The following is a 25,594-nucleotide window of genomic DNA, read 5'->3' as shown; positions in this document are numbered from 1 at the left end:
GCCGCGCGCATCGCCCGTGCTGAGCGCGTGCGCGCGCTGCCCTCCTTCCGCCGCGCGCTGACGCGGAGAGCACTCGCGCTGTCCGGCATCCTCGCCCTCGGCGCGACCGCCGCCATCGTCGCGGGGGTGGTGGCTGCGCGGCCGATGTCGGCGCAGACGATCCAGCCCGTCAACACCAGCCGAGACATCATGCTGTGCCTTGACGTCTCCGGTTCCATGACCGAGGTCGACGTGGAGGTGCTGAACGTCTTCGACGAGCTTCTGGACAGCTTCGAGGGCGAACGCATCGGACTGACGATCTTCAACAGCTCCCCCGTGCAGATCTTCCCCCTGACCGACGACTACGACTTCGTGCGCGAGCACATCGAGAGCATGACGCGGAGCTTCGACTACGTCGATCAGGTCCCGGAGCACTGGGTCGGCACCCTCAACGGCGACGGCGCCTCCCTGATCGGCGACGGTCTCGCCGCCTGCACGATGGGTTTCGACAACCCGGACGCCGAGCGCTCACGCTCTGTGATCTTCGCCACCGACAACGAGGTCAACGGCGCCTCGATCGTCACGCTCGACGAGGCCGCCGCCTATGCCGCCTCGAAGGACGTGCGCGTCTTCGCGCTGAACCCCGTCCAGGGCAAGGATGCCGACGTCAGCGCCGAGCTGAGCGCTGCGGCCGAGGCGACGGGCGGCGCCGCATTCGGCCTGCGCGACACGACCACCGTCTCCGACATCGTCACCCAGGTGCAGGAACAGGAGGCGACCGAGTTGCGCGGGGAGGCGCAGGTGGTCTGGACCGACACCCCGAACCTGTGGATCGTGCTGCTCTCGATCTGCCTGCTCGGCTTCGTCGTGGTGCTGTGGAGGGTGCGACTGTGATCCTCCAACCCGTGCTCAACCCGCTGCTCGTCGTTCTTCTATGCGCCCCCGTCGCCGTCGCCGCCGTCTGGGTGCTGGTGCGTCCGCCGAAGTCCGCCGGGGTGCCGATCACCGATCGTCGCGCGCTGGCCGGGCATCGTGCCCTGTGGGCCATGCGGCTGCTTCTGGTGCTCGCCTGCTTCGCGATGCTCATGCGTCCGGGCATCCCCGGGGGAGCGACCCAGACCCTCGCGACGGATACCGACATCGTGCTCGTGGTCGACACGACGGCGAGCATCGTGGCTGAGGACTGGGATGACGGCGAACCGCGGCTCGACGGCATCCGTGCAGACGTGCGCGCTCTGGTGGAGGAGTATCCGGGAGCGCGCTTCGCCCTCATCACCTCGGATGCCGCGGCCGAGCTGAGGATGCCGCTGACCACGGACACCACGGCACTCCTGGGTTCCCTCGGGGTGCTGCGCCCCGAGGTCACCAGCCAGTCACGCGGCAGCTCGATCGGCATCGCCGCCCCCCTGCTGTCGGAAACCCTCGCCTCGGCAGCCGAATCGTCTCCCGACCGCTCGCGCATGGTTTTCTACTTCGGCGACGGGGAGCAGACGGTCGACACCGCGCCGGAGTCGTTCAGCGCGAGCGAGAAGTACACCGATTCGGGAGCCGTGTTCGGCTACGGCACCGCCGAGGGTGGGCCCATGCGCATCACCACGGGCGGCATCTCGGATCAGGGCGGCGACTACATCCAGTACCAGGGCGCCGACGCTCTCTCGGTGATCGACGAGTCGAACCTCGAGACGATCGCCGACCAGCTCGGGGTCACGTACGCGACTCGGACGGCGGATGCCGCCCCCTCCCTCCCCGAGGCCCCGTCGACCACCACCGACTACGCCGATTCGGGCGAGGTCGGCAACGTCATCGAGCTCTACTGGATCGCGGCGCTCGTCGCCCTGGCCATCCTCGGCGTGGAGCTCACGCGTGCCGCCCTGCTGATCGCGCGACTTCGGCAGCTGCGCGCGCCACGACAGCGCGGCACAGAGCAGGGAGGGATCTCGTGACCTCGTCTCACGACGCCGCCGCCCTCCTCCGGTCCAACCGCCGTCGTCGCAGCGTCCGCCGCTGGGTCGCGATCGGGACGATTCCGCTCACCCTCGCCGCGCTCCTGTTCGTGGGCAAGCTGCTGAGCATGTACGCCTTCGCACATCAGGCCATCACCGCCTACGTGGTGGACGACTTCGCCGGGTCGGAGGCATCCGCACGCGGACAAGACCTCCTGAACTGGTTCGAGCCGTACAAGGCGCCGTTCAACATCGGCACCTCGCTCGGTGCGGCGGAGCAGCTGCCGGAGGCGCGGGCCGAGCTCGAAAGGGCACTCGACCTCGCCACCGGACTGGAGGTATGCGGGGTACGGATCAATCTCGCCCTGGTGGTCGAGCGCATGGGTGACGCCGCACGCGCGGACGGCGACGGCGCGGGCGCTGTTGCGCTCTACGGCGAGGCGCTCACGATCACGGTCGAGACGCCGGAGGAGTGCCGCAGCGAAGAGGCCCGGCAGCAGTCGTCCGACCCGCAGCGCGACATGGCCGATTCTCTCGACGGCACCGCCGACCGTCTCAAGCAGAAGCAGCAGGAGGAGGAGCAGCCGTCACCCCAGCCGCAACCGGGGGAGAAGGAGCAGCCGTCGGAGGACAAGCTGAAGGGCCTGCAGGACAAGCTCGAGCAGGGTACACAGGAACGCGATCAGCAGCAGGGCGACGACCAGGGCGGTTCGGGGACGGAGAAGCCGTGGTGAGCGATCACGAGAGGCAACGCGCGCGCTACATCGCGGGCACAGAGGGCGCTCCGCCCGTCCCCCCACCCGGCGGCTACCGAGGAGCGCGGCGCGATGCGTCCGGATCCGCACCGCGCCCGAGCGTGGCGACGATCGCCCCGGTGGAAGAGCCGAGGAAGCCGGCGAACGCTCTCGGTTGGATCGCCCTCACCACTTCCATCCTCTTCGCGCTGATCCTGCTCGGGACGCTGATCGCCGGCGGCACCGACCTGCTCTACGGCGTCACGATGCTCGCCCTGCAGCTCGTCGTGGTCGCGGTCATCGCGGCCGCCCTGTTCTCGGCACGCGGACGGAAGCTGGGGGCGATCGCGCTCGTCGTGGCGATCCTGTTCAACGTCGCCACCGTGGGCGGCATGAGTGCCCTGCAGACCTCAGCCTCCGGCAACTACGAGGGTACGAAGACGGCCGCGCAGAAGCACGCGGAGGCCTATCCCGCGATCAAGGGCACCGACCCCCAGCAGACCCTCTCGCAGCAGTCGCTCGAAGAGGTGCGTGCGCAGGCCGAGACCATGTTCGCCGACATCCGCACGCGACTCACCGACGAGTTCGGCTACACCTGGGTGCAGGTGGGCGACGACGACCTGCGTCCGGAACGCAACGGCTACGGCGGCGAGTCGATGCTCGTCGAATTCACCTCCGCGGCGTGGGCGACGAACGAACCGATCCAGGATGACGAGCGCAAGCTCGACGTGATGCGTGTCATCAACGAGGTCGTCGTCGAGCACGGACTGTGGGACCTCTACTCCTTCAACGATCCCTCGGTCTCGGGAATCGACCCCGCGATGATCGCGAAGCTCTACGGCAGCGACGACCCGCGCACGCAGACGACGTGGGAGTACTACACCGAGAACTTCCCCGATCCGCTGCGTTTCTACGCCACCATCAACGACCTCTCGAACGATCGGGACGGCGGATTCCTGGCCGCCCGCGAGGCACAGAACGCCCGCACCGGCGAACCCCTCGAAGGCCTGCAGCTGACCGTGATCGCCAGCGGAGTGCTGAGCGAAGCCGATCGCGAGGAGTTCCAGACGAAGCTGCAGGAGTACCCCGGCTTCGAGTGAGACGGCGCCGGAGCGGTGCCGGTGCCGTGGGCCGCGCGTCAGGGGCCGAGCGTCAGCAGCATCCGGGCCAGCACGTAGCGGGCGTGGCCGCGGGAGGTGCGCGGGTCGTAGCCCAGAGTCTCCACCAGCACCGTCAGACGCTCCTGCACACTGGAATGGTGGCGGCCGAGACGCGTGGCGGCGGCGCGCACGCTCTGCTCTTCGGCGACCGCGTCGAGGACCTCCCGACTACGGGCGTCGAGGGCCGCGAGCGCGGCGGCATCCGGGTGCAACGGGCTCGACTCGGCGGCATCGGCGATGAGAAGCAGCGCTCCGAGGTCGGCCGCATCGACCACCGGCTCGCCCGGACTCGTCAGACGCACGGCGACGAGAGCCGATGCCCACGACTGGGGAAGCTGGTCTCCCTCTCCGGCGAGACCGACGCCCAACCGCAGAGCAGCGGTCTCGGGCCAGACTTCTCGCACGTCCGTCTGCGTGTCGATGATCGTCGCGCGCGTGAGTCCGTGCCGGGTGGCGACCACGGCTGAGGGGTGCGTCGGGGACGGTGCGGGGTCCGGGGGTGACGCGACCAGTCGCAGCATGCTCGCGGAGAGCCGGAGCCGCGGCAGCGCAGCGGCCCGCTCCTCGGCACCGGCGTAGGAACTGATGGCGAGTTCGACCGCGCTCTCGGGGCCGACCGTGCGTCGCGCCCGGATGATGCCGAGGGCGAGGCTGAGCCGCTCCAGGATCATCGCGTCGTTCGAATGCGCATCGCCCTCCCGCTCGATCCAGGCGACGGCATCCGGCCCGCTCTCCCGGACGGGCCAGGACGGGGACGGCTCGACGGGATCGATGCGCACCCCATCTGCCCGCACGCGCACGATGTGCCGGCCGTCGCGCTGGCCGACGGTCGCACCGCTCAGCACCGCCGCACCCCGCAGCATGCTCTCCACACCCACGGAGCGGGCGACGAGGGCATCGAAGTAGCTGACGACTTTGAGCGTCTCGCTGGCATCCGGGTCGAGGGCGGTGAGACGCCCCAGCAGATCTTGCATGTCGGCTCCATCGCGCGGGGATTCCACCCTACGGGGTCGGCGCGCGGCCCCGGAGGGTGGAATCCGGACTCAGGAGAGCAGGCGGTTCACCCAGTTGTCCCGCGCGGCGAGCATGGCCTGAGCGACGGCGGCGTGCGGGGCGAACATGTCGAAGCCGTGGAAGCCGCCGGCCCACACGTGCAGCTCGGCCTGGACCCCGGCTTCCCAGAGCTTCGTGGCATAGGCGACATCCTCGTCGCGGAACACCTCTGCGCTGCCGCAATCGATGAACGCCGGGGGCAGTCCGCTCAGATCGGTCGCCCGCGCGGGAGCGGCATAGATCGAGACGTCGTCGGTACCCTTGCGGTCGCCGAGCAACGCCGTCCATCCGGTCACGTTCGACCCGCGATCCCAGACCCCGATCCCGTCGATCTGCCGGGTGGACACCGACTCGTCTCGGTCGTCGAGCATCGGGTAGATGAGCAGCTGGCCGATCAGCTCGGGGCCCTTCCGGTCACGGGCGAGCAGCGCGGTGCCCGCAGCCAGGCCTCCCCCGGCGCTGCCGCCGCCGATCAGCAGGCGCGACAGGTCGATCCCGAGCTCCTCGGCATGCTCGGCGGTCCACAGCAGACCCGCGTAGCAATCCTCCACCGGATACGGGTCGGGGAACTCGGGGGCGAGCCGATACTCGACCGTGACGATCACGCCGTCGTAGCGCTCCGCCCAGTCGAGGAAGCCGACCACACCGAGCCAGCGGTTGCCGATGATCATGCCGCCACCGTGGGTGTGGAAGAAGCCCGGACCGGTGCCGGTCCGGCCCTCCTTCTCGATCACGGACAGGACGATCTCGCCTCCGTCGTATCCGGCGATCGTGACGTCACGGCGCGTGAAGCCGCGGTCGTCGAGCACGGTGAAGATCTCCTGGTCGCCGCTCACCGGCGACTGGCGCATCAGCGGGATCATCTCGGGCGTCAGTGTCGACGGCAGCTGGTCGCCGACGAGGGCGAGAGCAGCCTCGAGCTCGGGATCGAACGGCGGTCGCGCCAGGGTCGTGTCAGTCATCGGAACTCCTTTGTCCTCGGCCACCATCGCGGCGGTGTTCCGCCAGCCTCCCGCACGCCGCTCCCGAGAGTAACCCGCCAGCGCGGGCGGATCCGACGTCTCCGATCCGCCGGATGGCGGGCTGTTCCGCTCCGGCGTCGCATGACTCCCTTGATGGCGCGTGCCGCCCTGGATAGCCTGGCGCCGAAGGGAAGGGATGCGCGCATGATTCGAGCACTCGACGAGCAGCAGTCCTACGAACTGCTGTCCACCACCACGATCGGCCGGATCGGCTTCGTCCATGAGGACCGGGTGCAGATCCTTCCCGTGAACTTCGCGGTCTCCGGTCACGACCTGCTTCTTCGCACCGCCCCGGACGGCGTGTTGGCCGCCCTGACCTCCGAGCCGCTCCCGGTCGCGTTCGAGGTGGACTACCACGACCCCCTCGGCAACACGGCATGGAGCGTGCTGCTGCATGGTCCCCTCTCGCGGGTCCCCGACGACGAAGCGGCGGGTGACGCCGCGCGCGTGCATCCGTGGGCGGGGGAGGATCGGAGCCTTCCGCTGTCGTTCCGCATCGAGAGCATCACCGGCCGTACCGTGCGACGGGACCAGTTCCGCGGCAGGGACTGAGCGCCCTCTCCGGGTGATCTGCGTCGTCGCTCAGTCGCTCAGGATGCGAGGGCCAGGCCGGCGGCGAGCGCGAAGCCCAGCACGGTCGCGAGTCCTGTCGATTCCTTGGCCTTGGACTGCGCCTCGGGGATCATCGAATCGACCAGCATCACGAGCAGGGCGCCGGCGGCGAAACCACTCGCCGCCGAACGGAACTCATCGCCGGTGATGCTCGCGAGACCGAAGCCCGCGACGGTCGCGGCCGCGCAGAGCACCGCGACACCCGCCCAGAGCAGCAGCACCCGCGATTTCGCCATGCCGCCTTCGAGCAGGTCGGCGGCCGAGCCGATCGATTCGGGCAGGTTCGAGACCAGGATGGCGACCACGAGCGCGATGCTGACCGGTTCCCCGGAGGCGAGACCGATGCCGAGCACCAGCTGCTCCGGGATGCCGTCGAGCAGAGCGCCGACGGCGAGCTGCCCCCCGCCCGCCTGCTCCTTGGTCTTCGCGGCCCTGGCGTCGAGGATGCGGTCGGCGATGTAGTAGCTGATCGCTCCCGCCGCGACACCGACCACGAGGGGGACAGGACCGGCGAGATCGAGCCCCTCCTCCCACAGCTCGAAGGCGATCGACGCCATGAGCGCGCCGGCGCCGAAGCCCAGCACGATGCCGAGCCAGCGCGGCGGCCACGTGCGCAGCAGTGCGAGCACCGCACCGATGAACAGCGGCGCCGCCGCGACCACACCCCACAGGACTGCTTCGCCCATGTCCGACCTCCGTGCGCCTACTCTCCCACTTCATCGCGCCTCACCCGGCACGGCCCCGGCCAAAACGGAGACGTGTCGCGCCCCCATCGGAGCGCCGCCTCACGACGCTCCGAGTCGCGGTCGATGCTCCTCCGTTTTCGCACGGCACCCGTACCGCGGACGCATAGGATGACGAGAACGGGAGCGAGGCGGCGATGCACGACAGACCGATGGAGGTGCTGCGCGTCCCGGCATTCGCTCTCTTCTGGTCGTCGTCGACTCTCGGCGCGTTCACGGGCTCCGTGACCGCCGTCGCCTTCCAGGTCCTGATCGTCTCGACGCTGGGGGCATCTCCGTTCGAGATCGGCCTGCTCAACGCCGCGAACGTCGTGCCGTACCTGCTGTTCGGGCTCATCGTCGGCGCCCTGATGGACCGCTGGCGACGCAAGCCCGCCATGGTCCTCGCGAGCATCGGCCGCGCGCTCACGCTGGGTCTCGTGCCCGTGCTGTGGTTCACGGGGACCCTTTCCGTGTGGTCGTTCGGCGCGCTGCTCCTGCTCTACGGCGCGCTCACGCTCATCGCCGATTCCGCTGCGCAGCCGATGCTGCCCCGCCTCGTCCGCCGCGATCAGCTGCTCGCCGCGAATGCGAGACTCGGTCAAGCCGGCACCGTCGCCCAGACGACGGGGCAGGCCTTCGGCGGCGCACTCGTCGGCTGGCTGGGGGCACCGTTCGCCATCTTGATCGATGCCGTCGCGTACGTCGTGAACGCCGTCCTCCTGAGCCGCATCCGTGTCGAGGAGGTGAAAGCCCCACGCCGCACCGATGGCCGGCACCTCGGACACGACATCATGGAGGGTCTGCGCTGGACATACTCCCACCGCACTCTCGCGCCCATGGCGGTGTCGGTGAACGTCTGGTTCCTCGGCAACAGCATCGCGCTGACGGCATTCACGCCGTACGTGCTGCGAGAGCTCGACGTCGGTGCACTGCTGTTCGGCATCGTTCTCGCGATGGGTGGGCTCGGCGGCCTGATCGGGGCACTCCTCGCCCCCACAGCGGGTCGCCGGTTCGGAGTCGGCGGCGCGGTCCTCGCCGGGCGCCTGCTCTCGGCACTCGCGTGGACGGCGGTGCTCGTCATCCCGCACGCCGAGAACGCGACGCTCCTCGTCGTCGCCATCCCTCTGGGTGTGGGGCAGTTCCTGTTCGGCCTCGGGATGGGGCTGGAGGATCCGAACGAGATGGGATACCGCCAGGCGGTGGCCCCCGACAAGATGCAGGGACGGCTGAACGCATCGATCCGCACCGTGAACCGCATCACCTTCCTCGTCGGAGCGTTGATCGCCGGTGGCCTCGCGACCGTCTTCGGCTACCGCGTGACGATCGGGGTGAGTGTGGTCGTCTTCCTCGTGGCGTCGATGATCGTCCTGTTCTCGCCGCTGCGCGTGGCGCGACACGAGGATGTCCCTCAGCCGGAGTAGTCGGCGTTCGGAGTGACGAACGTCGCTGTGTACTCCTCGGTGCAGGGGGTCAGGACGTACACCTTCCCCCAGCCCCAGCCCGTGAACAGCGGATCGTCCTGGCTGAAGCGCGTCAGCCGTTCGCCAGCCTCGATGACGACCCCGCCTGCATCGTCCGTCCACCAGCTCGCCTTCCCCGTAACCGGGATCACGTCGCCGTCGAGACACACGCGTCCGTCATCGAGCTTCCGCTCCCCGGACCCGAGCATCAACGCCGACACCTCGGCGGTGCCGTCTTCGTTGAGAATGAACGCGGCGGTTTCCGAGGCCTCCTGGAAGCCTTGATACGTCGCGGGGAACGTCAGATGTGCGGCCATGTCCTGCCGCGCGAGTGTCGATCCGCGGAAGGCCTGGAACGCCACGACGAGAAGCACAGCGAGAATCACGCCTCCCGCGATGAACCACCACATTCTGCGCGAGGGTGATCTCTGCATCAGAGCAATGTATCGGCCGGCCCCGCGCACGCACCGCCGATACGAAGCATCCGTTCGTGCCATTCAAATGGTATCGTCCTGGCATGAGAGCAACCATGGACAAGGCAGGGCGGATCGTCATCCCGGCCGCGCTGCGCGAGCGCGTCGGACTGATCCCGGGTCCGGTCGATCTCATCCTCGACGGCAACGGCATCCGGATCGAGATCGATGCCCCGGACAACCTCACCGAGAAGGATGGGCGTCTCATCATCACGGGCGGCCCCACCCTCACGGTGGATGACATCCGGGAGCTGCGACTTGCCGATCAGCGCTGACCTCCTCCTCGACACCAGCGCCGCGATCGCACTGGTCCACGACAGGAATCCCGCGCACGAACGCGTCCTCGAACTCACGCACGACCGTGTCATCGGGCTCGCCGGTCACGCGGCGATCGAGAGCTACTCGGTACTGACGCGTATGCCGGGTGCGGCGCGCGTCAGCCCCGGCCGTGCGCGCGAGATCATCGAGCGATCCTTTCCCGCCTTCGCACCGCTCTCACCTGCATCAGCGAAGGCCGCGATCACGACCTTCGCCAACGCCGGTATAGCCGGAGGATCCGTCTACGACGGGCTCGTCGGCCTGGCCGCACGCGATGCGGCCGTCCCGCTCCTCACGTGCGACCGCCGCGCCCTGGGCACGTATGCCGCGTTGCGGGTCGAAGTGCTCCTCGCCTGAAGCCACCGTCATGCGACACGGGGCGACACGCCGCCCGCCGATAGACTGGGAAGCATGTCCAAGGTCCTCCAGTCCCTGCCCGTCGGCGAGCGCGTCGGCATCGCCTTCTCCGGAGGACTCGACACCTCCGTCGCCGTCGCGTGGATGCGCGAGAAGGGCGCGGTTCCCTTCACGTATACCGGCGACCTCGGCCAGTACGACGAAGACGACATCGCCTCGATCCCCGGCCGCGCGCTCGAGTACGGCGCCGAGGCCTCGCGCCTGATCGACTGCAAGACCGCCCTGGTCGAAGAGGGCTTCGTCGCCCTCTCCTGCGGCGCCTTCCACATCCGCTCCGGCGGCAAGACCTACTTCAACACGACGCCCCTCGGCCGCGCGGTCACCGGCACCATGCTGGTACGCGCCATGAAGGAGGACGGCGTCGACATCTGGGGCGACGGCTCTACCTACAAGGGCAACGACATCGAGCGGTTCTACCGCTACGGCCTGCTCGCCAACCCGCGCCTGCGCATCTACAAGCCGTGGCTCGACGCCGACTTCGTCACCGAGCTGGGCGGCCGCAAGGAGATGAGCGACTGGCTCGTCGCCCGCGATTTCCCGTACCGTGACTCCGCCGAGAAGGCCTACTCGACCGACGCCAACATCTGGGGCGCGACGCACGAGGCCAAGACGCTCGAGCACCTCGACGTCTCGCTCGAGACCGTCGACCCGATCATGGGCGTGAAGTTCTGGGACCCGTCCGTCGCGATCGAGACCGAAGACGTCACCGTCACGTTCGAGGCCGGCCGCCCCGTCGCCATCAACGGTGTCGAGTACTCCGACCCGGTCGCCCTCGTCATGGAGGCGAACACGATCGGCGGTCGCCACGGCCTCGGCATGAGCGACCAGATCGAGAACCGCATCATCGAGGCGAAGTCGCGCGGCATCTACGAAGCTCCGGCCATGTCGCTGTTGTTCATCGCCTACGAGCGCCTGGTCAACGGCATCCTGAACGAAGACACCCTCGCGACCTACCACGAGCAGGGTCGCCGCCTCGGCCGTCTGATGTACGAGGGCCGCTGGCTCGAGCCGCAGTCGCTCATGCTGCGCGAGTCGATCCAGCGCTGGGTCGGGCTCACCATCTCGGGCACGGTCACGATCCGCCTGCGCCGCGGCGACGACTGGACGATCCTCGACACCGTCTCGCCGAACCTCTCCTACGGCCCCGAGAAGCTGTCGATGGAGCGCGTCGGCGATGCGGCCTTCGGCCCGGTCGACCGCATCGGCCAGCTCACGATGCGCAACCTCGACATCGCCGACTCCCGCGCACGCCTCGAGCAGTACGCCGGCCTCGGTCTCGTGGGCGGTGCGACCGGCGAGCTCGTCGGCCGCGTCACCGCCGGCGAGTCGAGCGAGATCACCGAGTCCGTCCACGGGTCGATCTCCGAAGCCGACGAGACGCTGGCCGACGCCGTCGACTCGGCGTCCGAAGGCGCGGCCTTCGACTCCGGCACGGACTGACATATCGACCGACACCGATGCGCCGGCACCCTCGGGTGTCGGCGCATCGTGTATTCGGACCCCGTCCTGCCTCAGCGGTCTCCGACCTCCGTCCGGTCGATGATGCCGGGAAGCACCTCGTCGAACAGGGTCACGAGGGCCGCGCGCACCTGCGTCGCATCTCGGCAGACGATGGCGTCCCTGATCTCGAGGGTGGACCGCTCGCTCGCGACCCAATCGAACCAGCCGGCGGCATGCTGCGTGAAGCGCCGGATCTGCGGCCCGAGCAACTCGATCACGGACGCCCGCGTGGCATTGCCCTCGAGACGAGCGAAGCCGATGGCGATGGCACGCAGAGCCACGCCGTAGGCCAGGACGTCGCGCTCACCCGCCGCGTCTGACATGTCCTCCGTCAGGTCGACGAGGTAGCTGACGTCATCCTGTCCGACGAGCGGCATCGCATGCCGCACCGATCCGATCCAGATGTCACCGAACAGCGCGATCGCGTCGCGGATCCGGTCCAGGTCGAGCGGCGCCACACGCGTGAAGCGATTTCGCTGCATCTCGACGAGCCCCTGTTCCGCCAGGCGCGCCAGCGCATGACGCACGGGCGTCTTGGAGGTGCCCAGATCTTCCGCCAGATCGGTATCGCGAAGGCGTTCCCCCGGTCGCAACTCACCGTCCACGATCGCATCTCGCAACCGCCGATAGACGTCCTCGCTCATCGTCCTGCGCTCGAGCGCCACATCGATGCGTGCCAAATCACACCCTCCCTCGACCACAGCGGGTCCCCCACCACTCGAAACGGTCGGCACGCGCGAACCGAACAACCCCCGTGTCCGGAACCGGTGCGATCCCCCGTGCGCGCCAGCGCGCAACGCGTAACATAACACAGCAGTCCTCGATCAGCGCTGTACGCCTGCCTGGGCGCTCTCCACGAATCCGCACGCCATACCTTGCACATTCATGTGCATGATCCCTATCGTGAACTCATGACCACCCGTGCACCTCGTCGCGACGCCGTCGAGAATCGCGCCGGCATCCTCTCCGCCGCCCGCGCGACCCTGGCGCTGCACCCGCACGCCTCCGTCGACGTCATCGCGCGCAGCGCCGGGCTCTCGCGACGCACCCTGTACGGACACTTCGACGATCGCGACGCCCTCATCCGCGAACTCATCTCCAGCGGCGCGCAGCGGTTCAACGCCATCGCCGCCTCGATCGACGACACCGACGCCCGCCTCGCCCTCGCCCGCCTCGCCGCCCACCTCTGGCACGAAGCCGCGCACGTGCAGGTGGCCGCCGCCCTCGCTCTCGATGAGACGCACGTCGAACACACCGCCACCGCGCTCGCTCCCCTGCGCCGCACTGTGGCAGCGCTCGTGCGCCGGGGACAGGACGACGGCAGCTTCCGCACCGACCTCGCCGCCCCCACCCTTGCGCGCCTCATCGAAGAGATGGCGCGCACGGTCATCTCCCGCACGGATGCGGCCAACTCGGGGGCCGCCGACCTCGCCGTGCGGACAGTGCTGAGCGTCGCCGGACTCTCCTGGCGCGAAGCGGACGACCTGCTCGCATCGCACCCCGACCTCGCCACATCCGCGGCAGCCCCGACGGAACCCCCGAACACCCCGGAGGACCGGGCATGAGAATCTCTCTGCACGACGTGAGCAAGGGCCGCAACGGCCAAGCACTCCCGGCGATCTCGCTCGAGTTCCACACCGGCTCGGTGCGCTTCGCCCTGGCCGAGACGGAGCAGCGACCGACGGTGCTCGGACTCATCGCGAGCGGTCGCATGCGCCCCGACACCGGTCGCGTGAGCATCGACGCCGCCGACGATCCGAAGGCACTGCGTCGTCGCGTGGCTCTGGTCGACGCCCCCGCCGTCAGCGACCCGCACCCCGACGTCGCCCTCGTCGGCGTCGTGGAGGAAGAGCTCATGTTCGCCGGACTCGGCGCCACTCCGCTGCACGCACGACGCTGGCTCGCGCGGCTCGGCTACACCGAGCTGGCCGGCGTGCCGTTCGGCTCCATCGATCCCGCCGCACGCGTGCGCATCCTGTGTGAACTCGCGGTGCTCCGATCCGGCGTCGAGGGCATCGTGCTCGTGTCGCCCGACCGCCACGGAGGAAGCCCCGACGGCTGGTGGCGCATCGCGAGCGAGTTCGCGGACCGCGGCTACGCGATGCTCGTGATCATCGGAGGCTCAGCAGCCATCGCCCTGGAGCGGATGCAGGAGTTCGACGCGATCAACGCCTCCGGGCCTGTCGAACCGCTCGCGATCGACGAGCCCGCATCTCCCGCCGCCGACGAGACGCCCGCCACGAGTGAGAACGGAGATGCGCGATGAAGGTTCCCGCCATGATCGCCGCCGAGCTGCGGCGACTCACCGCGAGCCGTATGGGCATCATCGCCCTGGTCGCGTTGATCTGCGTCCCGATCCTCTACGGCGGTCTCTACCTCTGGGCGAACCAGGATCCGTACGCGAAGTTCCCCGAGGTCCCTGTCGCGCTCGTGGTCGACGACGAAGGCGCCCCCGCGCCCACCACCGGCACCGAACCCGCGACCGGCGAGACCGTGAACTACGGCGAGGACGTGGCCGAGAACCTCATCAAGGGCAACGCCTTCGACTGGCAGCTGATGTCGGCCGACGAAGCCTCCGAAGCCCTGAAACACGGCACTGTGGACTTCACCGTGACGATCCCGGCCGACTTCTCCTCCGCCCTCACCTCAGCCGCGGGAAGCGACCCGCACCAGGCGCGCATCGACCTCGAGACCAACGACGCGAACAACTACCTCGCTTCATCGATGGGCACGCAGGCCGTGGAGAAGATCCGCAGCTCGGTCGCCCAGATGGTCGGCAGCCAGGCCGCAGAGCGCCTGCTCACGGGCCTCAGCGACGTGCGCGACAAGCTGATCACGGCGACGAACGGCGCCACGCAGCTCACCGACGGCGCCGGCACCGCCGCTTCCGGCAGCTCCACCCTCGCCGAAGGCACGGCGAAACTCGCCGAAGGCACGGCGCAACTGGCCACGGGGGCGCAGAGCCTCGCGAACGGCGCGCAGCAGGTGAGCGCGGGCAACCGTCAGCTCGCCGATGTCGCCGACCGTGCAGGATCCGCGGTGCAGCAGGCCGCGAACGCCCTGCCGCAGGTGCGCACCGACATCGCGAACGCCCTGACGCAGCAGGGCCTCACGCCCGACGAGATCGACCAGGTGCTCGCCACGCTCGATCCGCTCGGCGCTCGCCTGCAGGAGGGGAACACTCAGGTGCAGGCCGCGGTCGGCAAGGTCGACCAGCTCGCCGCCGGTGCCGCCTCCCTCGCCTCGGGCGCCTCGGAACTCGCCACCGGTGCCGGCGCGGTCGCCACGGGTGCCTCCGCCGCGAACGACGGTGCCTCTCAGCTGCGCGATGGACTCGCCACGCTCGCCTCCGGCACGGCCGAGCTGCGCGACGGACTGTCCCAGGGCGTCGACGCGATTCCCGCCTCCACCCCCGACCTGCGCTCGCTTCAGGCCGACACGATCGCCGACCCGGTCAAGGTGTCGAGCGACAAGGTCGCCTCCGCCGAGGACTACGGTGCCGGACTCGCCCCCTTCTTCGCCGCGCTCTCCGCCTGGATCGGCATCTACGCCCTCTTCCTGATCGTGAAGCCCATCTCCCGGCGCGCCATCACCGCACTGCACTCCCCCATCCGCATCACGCTGGCCGGCTGGCTGACCCCGGCGATGCTCGGTGCCGTGCAGATGCTCGGGTTGATGGGCATCCTCGCCATCACGCTCGGCTTCACCTTCGACCATCCGCTCGGCACGCTCGGCATCATGGTCTTCGCGTCGGCGACCTTCGCGGCGATCATCCTCGCCCTGAACGTCTGGCTCGGATCGGTCGGGCAGTTCCTCGGCCTGGTTCTTATGGTGCTGCAACTGGTCACCGCGGGCGGCACGTTCCCGTGGCAGACGCTGCCCGCTCCCCTCGCCGCCCTGCATCACGTGCTGCCGCTGGGTTACGTCGTCGATGCGATGCGACAGCTGATGTACGGCGGCGACTTCGCGCGTGCCGGCGGGGATCTGGCCGTGCTCGGCGTGTGGCTCGTCAGCGCGCTGCTGTTCGCGATGATCGGGGTGACGCGGATGACACATCGGCGCACCCTGCGCGATCTGCAGCCGAGCCTGATCGGATGATCGACCCGGTGCTCGTCGCGGAACGCCTCGTGGCGAGCGCCGGTGCGGATATGATGCGAAGGCGCGGCCCTGAAACGCGCGCTGGGGCTCGGTGGAACTGAGTTCCACCTTTCTACCCGAAAGTGTTCTCGACGATGATGACCGATTCGCAGGAGTCCGCTGCCCCTTCCCGCCTCCCGCTGGGCGTTCGCATCGGGCGCATCGCGTTCCTCGTCGTGGCCGCCGTCGTGGTGATCGCCGTGGCTGCGGCGTTCTTCGTGACCTGGACCATCCAGCGTTCCTTCCCGCAGACCGAGGGATCGATCGAGCTCGACGGGCTCGCGGCCGCAGTGACCGTGCAGCGAGACGACCGCGGTATCCCGACGATCACCGCCGACTCGACCGACGACCTGTTCTACGCGCAGGGCTTCGTGCACGCGCAGGACCGGTTCTTCGAGATGGACTTCCGCCGCCATGTGACCGCCGGCCGCGTCGCCGAGATGTTCGGGGAGTCGCAGGCCGGCACCGACGCCTTCCTCCGCACGCTCGGATGGCGCACGGTCGCGGAGGCCGAGGTCGAGGCGATGGACGACACCACGCGCGGCTACTACGAGGCCTATGCGGATGGCGTGAACGCCTACCTGGCTTCGCGCTCCGGCGCCGAACTGTCGCTCGAGTACGCCGTGATCGGACTGCAGAACCCCGACTACGCTCCCGAGCCGTGGGAACCCGCGGATTCCGTCGCCTGGCTCAAGGCCATGGCCTGGGACCTGCGCGGCAACATCGAGGACGAGACCGAGCGCTCGCTGCTGGCCGCAGAGCTGAGCACAGGCGCGGACGGGACAGAGGACGCGGCCACCGGTGACCTGCTGGCGAAGCTCTACCCCGACTACCCGTTCGACGAGAACCCCGTGATCGTGCCCAAGATCTCGACCGTTCCCGCACTCGGCACCGATGCGGAGCCTGCGGCCTACACCACCTCCGAGACCGACGGCGAGGCGCAGCAGGCATCGACGACCGTCGAGTGGGAGGAGACCTCGAGCGTGATGGAAGCGGCGAGTGTGCTGGTCGGCGATGTCGGCGAGGGCATCGGCTCGAACTCCTGGGTCGTCTCCGGAGACCTCACCGAAACCGGGATGCCCCTGCTCGCGAACGATCCGCACCTCGGGGCCTCGCTGCCCTCGGTCTGGTACCAGGTGCAGTTGAAGTGCTCGACGGTGAGCGAGGAGTGCCCGTTCGACGTGGGAGGCTTCTCGTTCTCCGGCCTTCCCGGCATCGTCATCGGCCACAACCAGAAGGTCGCCTGGGGGTTCACGAACCTCACCACCGATGTCACCGACCTCTACATCGAGCGCGTCGAGGGCGACCAGTACTGGCGCGACGGAGCACTGGTGCCTCTCGAGGAGAGCACCGAGACGATCAAGGTCGCGGGCGGCGACGACATCGAGCTGACCATCCGCTCGACCGTCCACGGGCCCCTCATCTCCGGACTCACGGACGACTTCACGGCGATCGCGGGGGCTCCGGAACCCGCCCTCGGCGCCGAAGCCACCGCCCCGGCGTCCGCACCCCCCGGTTCCGACGATGCCGAGTACGCCGTGAGTCTGCGGTGGACCGCGCTCGATCCCGGCACGGCGGCGACGGCCATCTTCGCGCTCTCCACCGCGCAGGACTTCGACGACTTCCGCTACGCGGCCTCGCTCTTCGACGTGCCGGCACAGAACCTCATCTACGCCGACACCGAGGGCAACATCGGCTACCAGACCCCGGGCCGCCTTCCGATCCGCGGCGCGGGCGACGGATGGATGCCGCAGCCCGGGTGGGACAGCAGCTACGACTGGACGGGGTTCATCCCGTTCGAGGAGCTGCCGGTCTCGTACAACCCCACCTCGGGATACATCGTGACCGCGAACAACGCGATCGTCACCGACGACTACGCCTACTTCCTCTCCCGCGACTGGGACTACGGCTACCGCGCCGCCCGGATCGCACACCTCATCGAGCGACGCGCGGCCGTCGCACCCCTGACCGCCGACGACATGCGCGAGATCCAGATGGACAACGAGATGTGGATCGGCACCCAGCTGGCGACCGCCATGGCCGACGTCGACGTGTCCGGTGCAGGCCCGACCGCGGCCGTCGAACTGCTGCAGGGGTGGGACGGGCAGAACTCCGCATCGTCGGCGGCTGCGGCGTACGCGAACGTTCTGTGGTCGAACCTGGTGCAGAACATCTTCGCCGAGCGCGCTCAGCCGCTCCCCATCGACGGCCAAGCTCGGCTCTTCACCGTCGTCTCCGACATGCTGGCCGATCCTTCCGACCCGCTCTGGGTCAACGCGCAGATCGACGTCGACGGGATGGAGCAGATGCTGGCGCTGTCGGCGGAAGAGGCCTTCGACGAGCTCGCGGCTCTGCAGGGCACGACCGTCTCACGCTGGAACTGGGGCGACCTGCACGCGATCACCCTCACCAGTGAGACACTCGGCTCCTCGGGCATCGCGCCGATCGAAGCACTCTTCAACCGTGGACCTTTCCCGGTCAGCGGAGGGGCCTCGGTGGTGAACGCGACCGGATGGGAGCTCGGGGTCTCGTACGCCACCACGACCGTGCCGTCGATGCGCATGGTCGTCGACCTCTCCGACTTCGACGCCTCGACCTGGAATCATCTCACCGGCGCCTCGGGTCACGCGTACAGCGAGCACTACACGGATCAGACGGCGGACTGGGCAGCGGGCATCCAGAAGCCGTGGGCGTACTCGGCGAAGGCCGTGAAGGCAGCGGCGGTCAACACCCTGGTGCTCACGCCGGCCGGCTGAACGACGGCTCTCGGGGCATCTGAAGCAGCGCCCCAGGATGCTCGGCTAGCGTTGACGGGTGCCATCCGCCTATCTCGCCCCCAAGGGCACCCCCGTCACGCTTCTGGAGTTCGAGCACGCAGGTGCGACCCTCATCGCCGAGACGTTCGGTGAGGGCCCGCACACGTATCTGCTCCTGCACGGCATCGGCATGGGGCGGAGCGTCTATCTCGATATCGTGCAACGTCTCGAGGGAAGGGTCATCGCTCTCGATCTGCCCGGATTCGGCGAGGCGCCCGAGCCCACCCGCACACTCACCATGGAACGGCATGCCGACCTCGTCGCGGCCTACCTGCAGCACGTCGACTCGGGCCGCGTCGTCGTGATCGGGCACTCGATGGGCAGTCAGATCGCCGCCGAGCTCGCCGCGCGGCATCCGTCCCTCGTCGAGGGAGTGGTGCTCGCCGGCCCCACCGTGAACAAGGCCGCGCGCAACATCGGCGCGCAGGCGCGGTATCTGCTCACAGACCTCATCGGCGAACGCCCCCTGGTCATCTGGCGCGGGGCCCGGGAGTACCTCCGCGGCGGCCCCCACCTGTTCCGGAAGATGCGTGCGACCATCGTGCACGAGCCCGAAGACGCCTTCGTGCGCATCCAGTGCCCCGTGCTCGTGCTGCGCGGGGAGAGCGATCCGCTGGCTCCGATGAGCTGGTGCCGCGAGATCATCGACGCCATCCCCGGCGCCGACCTCGAAGTCATCCCCGACCACGGTCACGGCACGCTGATCAGCGACTCCGAACCCGCGGCGCGCCTGATCCACGAGTTCACTGCTCGCCTCTGACGCCCCGGGCCCTCCTCATGAGCGGCCCGCGCGACGCGGCGTGCCGGCATCGAGCGCCCGGCGCAGCCGGGCAGGATCAGCCTCGATGTCAGCCCGCAGCGGGCGGGGTCTGCTTCGACTCGGAGAGCTCGTCGACGACGAGGCCGCGCTGCTCGATGGTGCCGTTGCGATACGCCTGCCGTCCGACCATGTGCGCCGACAGGGGAGCGGTGGCGAACTGCATGAGCACGACCGGGGCGACCAGCACGAACCCGATCAGGATGCCGCCGACCGACCGCTGCGACAGCGCGATCGCGATGCAGATGAGCAGCAGTCCGAGCACCTGAGGCTTGGTCGCCGCGTGCAATCGCGACGGCACATCGCGGAAGTGCAGCAGTCCGACCGCCGCCGACAGGCACAGCAGCGCTCCGAGCAGGATGAGCACCAGGACCGCCACGTCGATGACGGCATCCGGGATCATGAGACCGAACACGTTCATGGTGTCGTGTTGTCCCTTCTCGCGACGAACCGGGCGACGGCGATCGATCCGAACACTCCGATCGCCGCGATGATCAAGAGCACGGGGATGTTTCGAGTGTGACCGTTGATCGCCATCTCGGCGCCGATCACGCACATCACCTCGGTGAGCAGCACGTCGGAGGCGACGGCGCGGTCGAGGATCGACGGTCCGCGCACGATGCGGATCAGCGCGAGCACAGCGGCGATGCCGAACACCACCATGATCAGCAGCAGGAGGATGTTCATCGGGCACCGCCCTTCATCGTTCCGAGTCCCGCGCGCTCGTCGGCCTTGAGGGCACGATACTGATCGGGGTCGCCGAGTGCACGCACCACGCGTCGCTCCCACCGGAGCACGCCGTCGCGCTGCTTCTCCACGTCGTCGAGGTTCCGGACCCCGATCACGTGCAGGTACAGGATCCGCCGGTCGCGGTCGGTCTCCACGACGAGAGACCCGGGGATCAGCGACGACACGACGGCGACGTGCGTCATCACCAGGTCGTCGGCATACCGCAGCGGCACCGCGATGATGGCCGTGCCGGGCTGGCGACGGAAGTCGAACACCTGCACCGTGACCGAGAGAGCACCGCTCAGCACCGCGAACAGGAATTGCACCACGAACAGTGCGGCGTACCAGAGATTGATGCGCCCGGAGAGCGCGACGGTCGGCAGTCGGAACACGCGGGTGACGAAGATCGCGACGACGAGTCCGGTGAGGAACGACAGCACCGTGAACTGCGCCCACAGCAGCATCCAGAGCACCACGAGCCAGGCGAGGAAGGGCAGCTGCACGCGGATGTCGCGCCAGAGGTGACGTCGGGTGTCGCGCGCCATCAGCCCACCTCCTCTTCCAGCTGCACGAGGCTCACCGGCTGCAGCAGTGCGGCGCCGATGCGGTCGCAGAGGGCGTAGAGAGGACCAGCGAAGATCGTCAACGCGAGCGTGACCGCGACCATGCCGCCGGTCGCCACGGTCATGATCTTCGGGATGCGACGGCGCTCCTGCTGCTCATCGGCCGCCGGCGCGTTGCCGAGGTACGAGATGCGTCCCTCGGTCTCGGTGGAGTCCTCCTCTTCGCGCCAGAAGGCGAGGTTCCAGGCGCGCATCAGGGCGTAGAGGGTCAGCAGCGACGTGACGATGCCGCCGAAGATCAGCACGATCATGATCGGTGTGCCGACCGAGGCCGCCGCCTCGAAGAGGGCGAACTTGCCGATGAAGCCGGAGAAGGGCGGCAGTCCGCCGAGGTTGATCGCGGGGACGAAGTAGAGGACGGCGATCAGGGGGGCGACCTTCAGCAGCCCCTTGACCCGCAGGATCGAGGTGCTTCCGGCTCGACGTTCCACGAGCCCGACGGCGAGGAACAGGGTGGTCTGCACGACGATGTGGTGCACGATGTAGTACACCGTGGCGCCGATCGCGGCGGGGGTCGCTATCGCGAGGCCGAAGATCATGTAGCCGACGTGGCTGACCAGTGTGAACGACAGGATTCGCTTGAGCTCGGCCTGTGCGACGGCACCGAGCACTCCGACGATCATGGTCGCGAGCGCGATGATCAAGAGCAGCGTGTCGATGCTGTTCGAGGCGAAGAGCTGGGTCTCGGTGCGGATCAGCGCGTACACGCCGACCTTCGTCAGCAGGCCGGCGAACACGGCGGTGACCGGGGCCGGTGCGGTCGGGTACGAGTCCGGCAGCCAGAACGAAACCGGGAAGATGGCGGCCTTGATGCCGAAGGCGACCACGAGCATCAGGTGCAGCACCAGCTGCGTCTCCTGCGGGAGCTCCGACATGCGCTCGGCGATCTGGGCCATGTTGACCGTGCCGAGTGCGCCGTAGATCATCGCGATCGACGCGAGGAACAGGATCGACGAGACCAGCGAGACCACGATGTAGACCGCGCCGGTACGGATGCGGGACTCGGTGCTGCCGAGAGTGATCAACACGTACGACGCGACGAGCAGGATCTCGAAGCCGACGTAGAGGTTGAACAGGTCGCCCGCGATGAAGGCGTTGAAGATGCCGGCCGCGAGGATCAGGTACGACGGGTTGAAGATCGAGATCGGCGTCTCGTCGGTGCCGTCTGCGGCACCCTGGCCGATGGAGAAGAACAGGACCGCGAGCAGCACGATGCTGGAGATGAGCACGAGGAGGGCGGCGAGCCTGTCGACGTAGAGCACGATGCCGAACGGCACGGGCCAGCCGCCGACCGACACCGCCAGCGGAGCACCGGAATCGACCACGACCAGGAGCACGGCGGCGATGACCGAGACGGCGGCGAGAGTGGCGACCGTGACGACGACCTGCAGGCGCGCATTGCGACCGAAGACGAGGGTGACCGCGGCGCCCAGCAGAGGCAGTGCGACGAGGAGCGGGACGAGGGCGGTCATGGCTTGCCCTCCTCGTTCTCGTCGCGGTCATGGGGTTGGTCGGGGCGCGGTTCACGGCCCTCGTCGGAGGGTTCTGACGGTTCGGAGGGCTCGCTCCCCCACCCGGTCGGGGCGTCGAACGGAGCATCGTCGTGGATCGAGGGATGATCGCGCATGTGCAGCACCGTGATCGGCGCGGTCTGCACGCCGACGAAGTCGGTGGTCGCCTCGTCGTCGTCGGTCTCGGACTCGTCGTCCATGAGGTCTTCGTCGGCATCTGTGCGCTCGCGGAGCGCGATGTCGGCCTCGTCGTCCTCGACCGTGTCGGCCTGACCCAGTTGCCAGGAGCGGTAGATCAGGGCGAGCAGGAAAGCCGAGACCGCGAACGTGATGACGATGGCGGTGAGGGTGAGCGCCTGCGGGAGCGGGTCGCTCATCTCCCCTTCCGTCCCGAAGAACGGCGCGTTGCCGGGAACGCCCATCACGATCAGGAGCAGCAGGTTCGTGGCGTTGCCGAGCAGCAGGAAGCCGATCAGCACACGGGTCAGGCTGCGCTCCAGCATCGCGTAGACGCCGCACGCGAAGAGGATGGCCATGATGACGATCAGGGTGAGGGAGACGTCCATCAGCTGCTCCTCCCGCCCCGGGAGAGGAATCCTTCAGGACCCGGTGTGGTGCGCAGCGCCGCCTGACGGTCGACCTCGGCGCCCAGACTGCGCAGCACGTCGAGGACGAGCCCGATCACGACGAGGTACACGCCGATGTCGAAGATGGTCGAGGTGACGAACTCCATGTGTCCGATGCCGGGGATCTCCCACTCCCAGAAGGTGCTGGTCAGGGGCGCGAGACCGAAGAACAGGGGAACGACCGCCGTGCCGACGGCGAGGATCAGGCCGGTGCCGAGCAGTCGTCCCGCATCCGTGGGGGCCGCGGCGCCCAGCTCCCAGCGTCCGCCGGCGATGTAGCGCATCACGAGTGCCATGCCCGCGACGAGACCGCCGGCGAAGCCGCCGCCCGGCAGATTGTGGCCGGAGAACAGAAGGAAGATCGACACCACGATGATGGTGTGGAACAGGATGCGGACGATCACCTCGAGCAGGATCGACCTGTTCTCGGGCTTCATCTTCTGACCGCCGACGAGCCACGCCCGCGGGCTGCTCTCGTTCTCGGAGGTCTGGAATCGGATGCCCTCGGTGGTCTCGACGAGCGGGCGGCTGCGTGCGGCCTTGCGCGTCGCCCGGGGGAGATTCTTGGTGGCGGCGAGCAGGTCGGCGCGGTGCGTGACGAACACCAGGGAGGCCACACCTGTCGCGGCGAGCACGAGCACCGAGAGCTCGCCCATGGTGTCCCAGCCGCGCAGGTCGACCAGCGCCACGTTGACGACGTTCTTGCCGTGTCCGATCTCGTACGCGAGCTTCGGGAACGCCTCCGAGATCGGGTCGGCGATGCGCGACTGGGTGGCGACGACGGCGACGAAGGCCATCGTGACGCCCACGCCGATCGCCAGCAGCGCGCGGGGGATGCGTCCGACCGACGCGTTGTGCTCGCCCATCCGCGCGGGGAGGCGACGGAGCACCAGCGCGAACGTGACCATCGTGACCGTCTCGACCAGGATCTGCGTCAGCGCGAGGTCGGGTGCACCGCTCGTCGCGAACAGCACGACCATGCCGAGTCCGGTGACCGAGACGAGCACCACGCCGGTGTAGCGCTTCTGCGCACGGACGGCGAAGATGCCGGCGATCGCCATGATCGGCGCGACCACGATCTGCGCCGGGGTGTGCCAGAGGGACAGGTTGTACCGATCGATGTCGCTCGCGATGAGGGCCGTGACCTCGGCGGCGACGAACACCACGAAGATGGTGCCGACGTACACCGGCAGCGAGCCCCGCTGGGTGAGCGTGGTGCTGAGCACCGAGAGCCGGTCGACGCCGCGCATGACGAAGTAGTAGATGTCGGCCGCGGTGAATCGCAGGATACGCGGCTTGCGATCCCATCCGGTCCTGCGGGTGACCAGGAACAGCCCGATGCCGAGCAGGATCGACAGGATCGAGATGCCCAGTGCGGGCTCGAAGCCGTGCCACAGCGCGAGATGGCCGGGGCCCTCGACGGCCTCGCCCGCATGGTCGAGCCCCGGGGTCGCGGTGAGGGCGTACCCCTGCAGAGCCGTGTCGAGAGCGGGTGCGCCGATACCCGCGGCGAGCGTGACGCCGGCGAGGATGATCGGGGCCGACAGGAAGCCGACCGGCGGATCGGGCCAGGCTGTGTCGGGGAGTTGCTGCCCCTGCTCATCGCGCTTCTTCCAGAACGCACCCCAGAGGAAACGCACCCCATATGCCGCAGTCAGCATGGATCCGAGGACGATACCGATGAGGGCGACGAGTCCCCACGGGGATCCGCCTTGTGCGTCGTCGAGGAGGGCGGTGAGCGTGGATTCCTTGGCGACGAAGCCGATGGTCGGCGCTATGCCCGCCATCGATGCCACGGAGATGAATGCCGCGGTCGCCATGACGGGCGCCTGCCGACCGACGCCGGAGAGCTCGTTGATGTCTCGGGTGGACAGCTGACGGTCGATGACGCCGACGATCAGGAAGAGCGCCGACTTGAACAGCGCGTGCCCGATGACCAGGGCGAGACCGGCGAGCGCCGCCGCCTGCGTGCCGTAGCCGACGACGATCGCGAAGAAGCCGAGCTGGCTGACCGTACCGAAGGCGAGAATGCGCTTGAGGTCGGTCTCACGCAACGCCTGGATGCCCCCGAGCAGCATCGTGATGATGCCCAGGGTGATGACGATCGGCCGCCAGGTGGTGCTGAACGCGAAGATCGGCGCGAACCGGGCGATCAGGTAGATGCCGGCCTTCACCATCGCGGCGGCGTGCAGATACGCGCTCACCGGCGTGGGCGCGGCCATCGCACCGGGGAGCCAGAAGTGGAAGGGGAACAGTGCCGACTTGCTGATCGCCCCGATCAGGAGCATGACGATCGCAGCATCGACGAGAGGTCCGCTGGGCGCGATGACGAGGATCTCGCGGATGCTCGAGGTGCCGGTGTCGACCACGAGCAGCACGACGCCCACGAACATCACGAGGCCACCGAGCGTCGTGACCAGCAGAGCCTGCAGCGCCGCACGACGGCTGGCGGCACGGCGGCGGTAGTGACCGATGAGGAGGTACGAGAGGATGCTCGTGACTTCCCAGAACATGACGAGGATCACGAGGTCATCGGTCAGGACCAGTCCGTACATCGCGCCCGCGAAGCCCAACAGCACGCCGGCGAACTGTCCGACGCCCGCCGAGTCCTCGTAGAAGTACCAACGGCAGTAGAGGAGAACCAGTGCTCCGACGCCCGTGACGATCAGGGTGAGCACCCAGCCGAGCACGTCCATGTTCATGGAGAGGTTCAGACCCAGTTGGGGGATCCACTCGACCGACTCGAACGGTACCGGCCCGTCGAGCACCTGCGGCGTCATGACGAGTGCATGCACGAAGGCGGCGGCCGGGACGAGGGCGGCGATGGCGAAAGCCTGAGCTCCGAGCCAGCGCACCAGAACGGGCATCAACAGCGACCCGAGGAGGAACACAGCGAGGAGCATCAGCATATACGCGGCTCCCTCAGGGCTCGTCGGCCA

25 protein-coding genes are annotated in these 25,594 nt (G+C 68.6%); 14 read left to right on the top strand and 11 right to left on the bottom strand.

The window, feature by feature from the left end:
• From B2869_RS08700 to B2869_RS08685, 4 genes are all read left to right on the top strand, one after another.
• Nucleotides 1-873: VWA domain-containing protein (locus B2869_RS08700; RefSeq protein ID WP_292765146.1), on the top strand; the 873-nt coding region annotated here is incomplete at its 5' end.
• Nucleotides 870-1,922, top strand: coding sequence for a VWA domain-containing protein (locus B2869_RS08695; RefSeq protein ID WP_292765143.1), 1,053 nt, complete (start codon nt 870-872; stop codon nt 1,920-1,922). The genes B2869_RS08700 and B2869_RS08695, both read left to right, overlap by 4 nt.
• Nucleotides 1,919-2,656, top strand: a complete 738-nt coding sequence (locus tag B2869_RS08690; protein ID WP_292765140.1) for a hypothetical protein — start codon at nt 1,919-1,921, stop codon at nt 2,654-2,656. The genes B2869_RS08695 and B2869_RS08690 overlap by 4 nt, the downstream gene beginning before the upstream one ends.
• Nucleotides 2,653-3,756 carry a hypothetical protein gene (locus B2869_RS08685; protein ID WP_292765138.1) on the top strand — a complete coding sequence of 368 codons (1,104 nt, stop codon included), beginning with the start codon at nt 2,653-2,655 and terminating at the stop codon, nt 3,754-3,756. Before B2869_RS08690 ends, B2869_RS08685 begins: the two co-directional genes overlap by 4 nt.
• Before the next feature lie 38 nt (nt 3,757-3,794).
• Here B2869_RS08685 and B2869_RS08680 read toward each other — a convergent pair whose 3' ends face one another.
• Together B2869_RS08680 and B2869_RS08675 are read right to left on the bottom strand one after the other, a co-directional pair.
• Nucleotides 3,795-4,790: a hypothetical protein gene (locus B2869_RS08680; RefSeq protein ID WP_292765135.1), complete on the bottom strand. Its 996-nt coding sequence runs from the start codon at nt 4,788-4,790 to the stop codon at nt 3,795-3,797.
• 69 nt (nt 4,791-4,859) lie between these two features.
• Nucleotides 4,860-5,831 carry an alpha/beta hydrolase gene (locus tag B2869_RS08675; protein WP_021200092.1) on the bottom strand — a complete coding sequence of 324 codons (972 nt, stop codon included), beginning with the start codon at nt 5,829-5,831 and terminating at the stop codon, nt 4,860-4,862.
• Between the two features lie 204 nt (nt 5,832-6,035).
• Between B2869_RS08675 and B2869_RS08670 the strand changes: the two genes are divergently transcribed.
• Complete coding sequence (locus B2869_RS08670) at nt 6,036-6,443, top strand: pyridoxamine 5'-phosphate oxidase family protein (protein WP_292765131.1); 408 nt, start codon at nt 6,036-6,038, stop codon at nt 6,441-6,443.
• 38 nt (nt 6,444-6,481) lie between these two features.
• On the opposite strand, the gene B2869_RS08665 is transcribed toward B2869_RS08670, so the two are convergent.
• Nucleotides 6,482-7,189: a ZIP family metal transporter gene (locus tag B2869_RS08665; protein ID WP_021200090.1), complete on the bottom strand. Its 708-nt coding sequence runs from the start codon at nt 7,187-7,189 to the stop codon at nt 6,482-6,484.
• A gap of 194 nt (nt 7,190-7,383) precedes the next feature.
• Here B2869_RS08665 and B2869_RS08660 point away from each other — a divergent pair, with 194 nt between their 5' ends.
• A complete protein-coding gene (locus tag B2869_RS08660) occupies nt 7,384-8,649 on the top strand; it encodes an MFS transporter (protein ID WP_292765127.1) in 1,266 nt (421 codons plus the stop codon).
• On the opposite strand, the gene B2869_RS08655 is transcribed toward B2869_RS08660, so the two are convergent.
• The gene (locus B2869_RS08655; RefSeq protein ID WP_292765123.1) at nt 8,637-9,122 is read right to left on the bottom strand and encodes a hypothetical protein; all 486 of its coding nucleotides are present in this window, start codon (nt 9,120-9,122) and stop codon (nt 8,637-8,639) included. The genes B2869_RS08660 and B2869_RS08655 overlap by 13 nt on opposite strands.
• A gap of 83 nt (nt 9,123-9,205) precedes the next feature.
• On the opposite strand from B2869_RS08655, the gene B2869_RS08650 reads away from it, so the two are divergent.
• Genes B2869_RS08650 through argG form a run of 3 tightly spaced genes read left to right on the top strand, consistent with a single transcriptional unit; the run spans nt 9,206 to nt 11,336 of the window.
• Complete coding sequence (locus B2869_RS08650) at nt 9,206-9,436, top strand: AbrB/MazE/SpoVT family DNA-binding domain-containing protein (protein ID WP_292765120.1); 231 nt, start codon at nt 9,206-9,208, stop codon at nt 9,434-9,436.
• A complete protein-coding gene (locus tag B2869_RS08645) occupies nt 9,420-9,836 on the top strand; it encodes a PIN domain-containing protein (RefSeq protein ID WP_292765117.1) in 417 nt (138 codons plus the stop codon). Before B2869_RS08650 ends, B2869_RS08645 begins: the two co-directional genes overlap by 17 nt.
• Nucleotides 9,837-9,890: 54 nt before the next feature.
• The gene (argG, locus tag B2869_RS08640; protein ID WP_021200085.1) at nt 9,891-11,336 is read left to right on the top strand and encodes an argininosuccinate synthase; all 1,446 of its coding nucleotides are present in this window, start codon (nt 9,891-9,893) and stop codon (nt 11,334-11,336) included.
• A 71-nt stretch (nt 11,337-11,407) separates the two neighbouring features.
• Here argG and B2869_RS08635 read toward each other — a convergent pair whose 3' ends face one another.
• Complete coding sequence (locus B2869_RS08635; protein ID WP_292765111.1) at nt 11,408-12,076, bottom strand: GntR family transcriptional regulator; 669 nt, start codon at nt 12,074-12,076, stop codon at nt 11,408-11,410.
• Nucleotides 12,077-12,307: 231 nt separating this feature from the next.
• Between B2869_RS08635 and B2869_RS08630 the strand changes: the two genes are divergently transcribed.
• The 5 genes from B2869_RS08630 (at nt 12,308) to B2869_RS08610 (ending at nt 19,109) form a co-directional block, all read left to right on the top strand.
• The gene (locus B2869_RS08630) at nt 12,308-12,961 is read left to right on the top strand and encodes a TetR/AcrR family transcriptional regulator (RefSeq protein ID WP_292765108.1); all 654 of its coding nucleotides are present in this window, start codon (nt 12,308-12,310) and stop codon (nt 12,959-12,961) included.
• The gene (locus B2869_RS08625) at nt 12,958-13,662 is read left to right on the top strand and encodes a hypothetical protein (protein WP_292765105.1); all 705 of its coding nucleotides are present in this window, start codon (nt 12,958-12,960) and stop codon (nt 13,660-13,662) included. The genes B2869_RS08630 and B2869_RS08625 overlap by 4 nt, the downstream gene beginning before the upstream one ends.
• Nucleotides 13,659-15,494 (top strand): YhgE/Pip family protein, encoded by a 1,836-nt coding sequence (locus B2869_RS08620; protein WP_292765102.1) that lies wholly within the window; start codon nt 13,659-13,661, stop codon nt 15,492-15,494. The genes B2869_RS08625 and B2869_RS08620 overlap by 4 nt, the downstream gene beginning before the upstream one ends.
• Nucleotides 15,495-15,631: 137 nt before the next feature.
• The gene (locus B2869_RS08615; RefSeq protein ID WP_292765099.1) at nt 15,632-18,289 is read left to right on the top strand and encodes a penicillin acylase family protein; all 2,658 of its coding nucleotides are present in this window, start codon (nt 15,632-15,634) and stop codon (nt 18,287-18,289) included.
• Nucleotides 18,290-18,347: 58 nt separating this feature from the next.
• The gene (locus B2869_RS08610) at nt 18,348-19,109 is read left to right on the top strand and encodes an alpha/beta fold hydrolase (protein ID WP_292765096.1); all 762 of its coding nucleotides are present in this window, start codon (nt 18,348-18,350) and stop codon (nt 19,107-19,109) included.
• A gap of 88 nt (nt 19,110-19,197) precedes the next feature.
• On the opposite strand, the gene mnhG is transcribed toward B2869_RS08610, so the two are convergent.
• The 6 genes from mnhG to B2869_RS08580 are packed head-to-tail and all read right to left on the bottom strand — an operon-like array spanning nt 19,198 to nt 25,564.
• A complete protein-coding gene (mnhG, locus tag B2869_RS08605; protein WP_021200078.1) occupies nt 19,198-19,587 on the bottom strand; it encodes a monovalent cation/H(+) antiporter subunit G in 390 nt (129 codons plus the stop codon).
• On the bottom strand, nt 19,584-19,853 hold the full coding sequence (locus B2869_RS08600; protein ID WP_021200077.1) for a monovalent cation/H+ antiporter complex subunit F: 270 nt from the start codon (nt 19,851-19,853) through the stop codon (nt 19,584-19,586). Before B2869_RS08600 ends, mnhG begins: the two co-directional genes overlap by 4 nt.
• The gene (locus B2869_RS08595; RefSeq protein ID WP_292765091.1) at nt 19,850-20,440 is read right to left on the bottom strand and encodes a Na+/H+ antiporter subunit E; all 591 of its coding nucleotides are present in this window, start codon (nt 20,438-20,440) and stop codon (nt 19,850-19,852) included. Before B2869_RS08595 ends, B2869_RS08600 begins: the two co-directional genes overlap by 4 nt.
• Nucleotides 20,440-21,990 carry a Na+/H+ antiporter subunit D gene (locus tag B2869_RS08590; RefSeq protein WP_292765088.1) on the bottom strand — a complete coding sequence of 517 codons (1,551 nt, stop codon included), beginning with the start codon at nt 21,988-21,990 and terminating at the stop codon, nt 20,440-20,442. The genes B2869_RS08595 and B2869_RS08590 overlap by 1 nt, the downstream gene beginning before the upstream one ends.
• Nucleotides 21,987-22,595, bottom strand: a complete 609-nt coding sequence (locus B2869_RS08585) for a Na(+)/H(+) antiporter subunit C (protein ID WP_021200074.1) — start codon at nt 22,593-22,595, stop codon at nt 21,987-21,989. The genes B2869_RS08590 and B2869_RS08585 overlap by 4 nt, the downstream gene beginning before the upstream one ends.
• A complete protein-coding gene (locus B2869_RS08580) occupies nt 22,595-25,564 on the bottom strand; it encodes a Na+/H+ antiporter subunit A (RefSeq protein WP_136024331.1) in 2,970 nt (989 codons plus the stop codon). The genes B2869_RS08585 and B2869_RS08580 overlap by 1 nt, the downstream gene beginning before the upstream one ends.
• Between the last annotated feature and the right edge of the window lie 30 nt (nt 25,565-25,594).

This window comes from Microbacterium sp. UBA3486 (assembly GCF_002377845.1).
Lineage (GTDB): Bacteria > Actinomycetota > Actinomycetes > Actinomycetales > Microbacteriaceae > Microbacterium > Microbacterium maritypicum_A.
The sequence above is the reverse complement of the archived record's forward strand: the minus strand, read 5'-3'. Positions and strand labels throughout refer to the sequence as shown.

Coding starts and splice junctions, on each gene's coding strand:
- B2869_RS08680 (WP_292765135.1), bottom strand. CDS start 4,790: ATGCAAGATCTGCTGGGGCGTCTCACCGCCCTCGACCCGGATGCCAGC.
- B2869_RS08675 (WP_021200092.1), bottom strand. CDS start 5,831: ATGACTGACACGACCCTGGCGCGACCGCCGTTCGATCCCGAGCTCGAG.
- B2869_RS08670 (WP_292765131.1), top strand. CDS start 6,036: ATGATTCGAGCACTCGACGAGCAGCAGTCCTACGAACTGCTGTCCACC.
- B2869_RS08665 (WP_021200090.1), bottom strand. CDS start 7,189: ATGGGCGAAGCAGTCCTGTGGGGTGTGGTCGCGGCGGCGCCGCTGTTC.
- B2869_RS08660 (WP_292765127.1), top strand. CDS start 7,384: ATGCACGACAGACCGATGGAGGTGCTGCGCGTCCCGGCATTCGCTCTC.
- B2869_RS08655 (WP_292765123.1), bottom strand. CDS start 9,122: ATGCAGAGATCACCCTCGCGCAGAATGTGGTGGTTCATCGCGGGAGGC.
- B2869_RS08650 (WP_292765120.1), top strand. CDS start 9,206: ATGAGAGCAACCATGGACAAGGCAGGGCGGATCGTCATCCCGGCCGCG.
- argG (WP_021200085.1), top strand. CDS start 9,891: ATGTCCAAGGTCCTCCAGTCCCTGCCCGTCGGCGAGCGCGTCGGCATC.
- B2869_RS08630 (WP_292765108.1), top strand. CDS start 12,308: ATGACCACCCGTGCACCTCGTCGCGACGCCGTCGAGAATCGCGCCGGC.
- B2869_RS08625 (WP_292765105.1), top strand. CDS start 12,958: ATGAGAATCTCTCTGCACGACGTGAGCAAGGGCCGCAACGGCCAAGCA.
- B2869_RS08620 (WP_292765102.1), top strand. CDS start 13,659: ATGAAGGTTCCCGCCATGATCGCCGCCGAGCTGCGGCGACTCACCGCG.
- B2869_RS08615 (WP_292765099.1), top strand. CDS start 15,632: ATGACCGATTCGCAGGAGTCCGCTGCCCCTTCCCGCCTCCCGCTGGGC.
- mnhG (WP_021200078.1), bottom strand. CDS start 19,587: ATGAACGTGTTCGGTCTCATGATCCCGGATGCCGTCATCGACGTGGCG.
- B2869_RS08600 (WP_021200077.1), bottom strand. CDS start 19,853: ATGAACATCCTCCTGCTGCTGATCATGGTGGTGTTCGGCATCGCCGCT.
- B2869_RS08595 (WP_292765091.1), bottom strand. CDS start 20,440: ATGGCGCGCGACACCCGACGTCACCTCTGGCGCGACATCCGCGTGCAG.
- B2869_RS08590 (WP_292765088.1), bottom strand. CDS start 21,990: ATGACCGCCCTCGTCCCGCTCCTCGTCGCACTGCCTCTGCTGGGCGCC.
- B2869_RS08585 (WP_021200074.1), bottom strand. CDS start 22,595: ATGGACGTCTCCCTCACCCTGATCGTCATCATGGCCATCCTCTTCGCG.
- B2869_RS08580 (WP_136024331.1), bottom strand. CDS start 25,564: ATGCTGATGCTCCTCGCTGTGTTCCTCCTCGGGTCGCTGTTGATGCCC.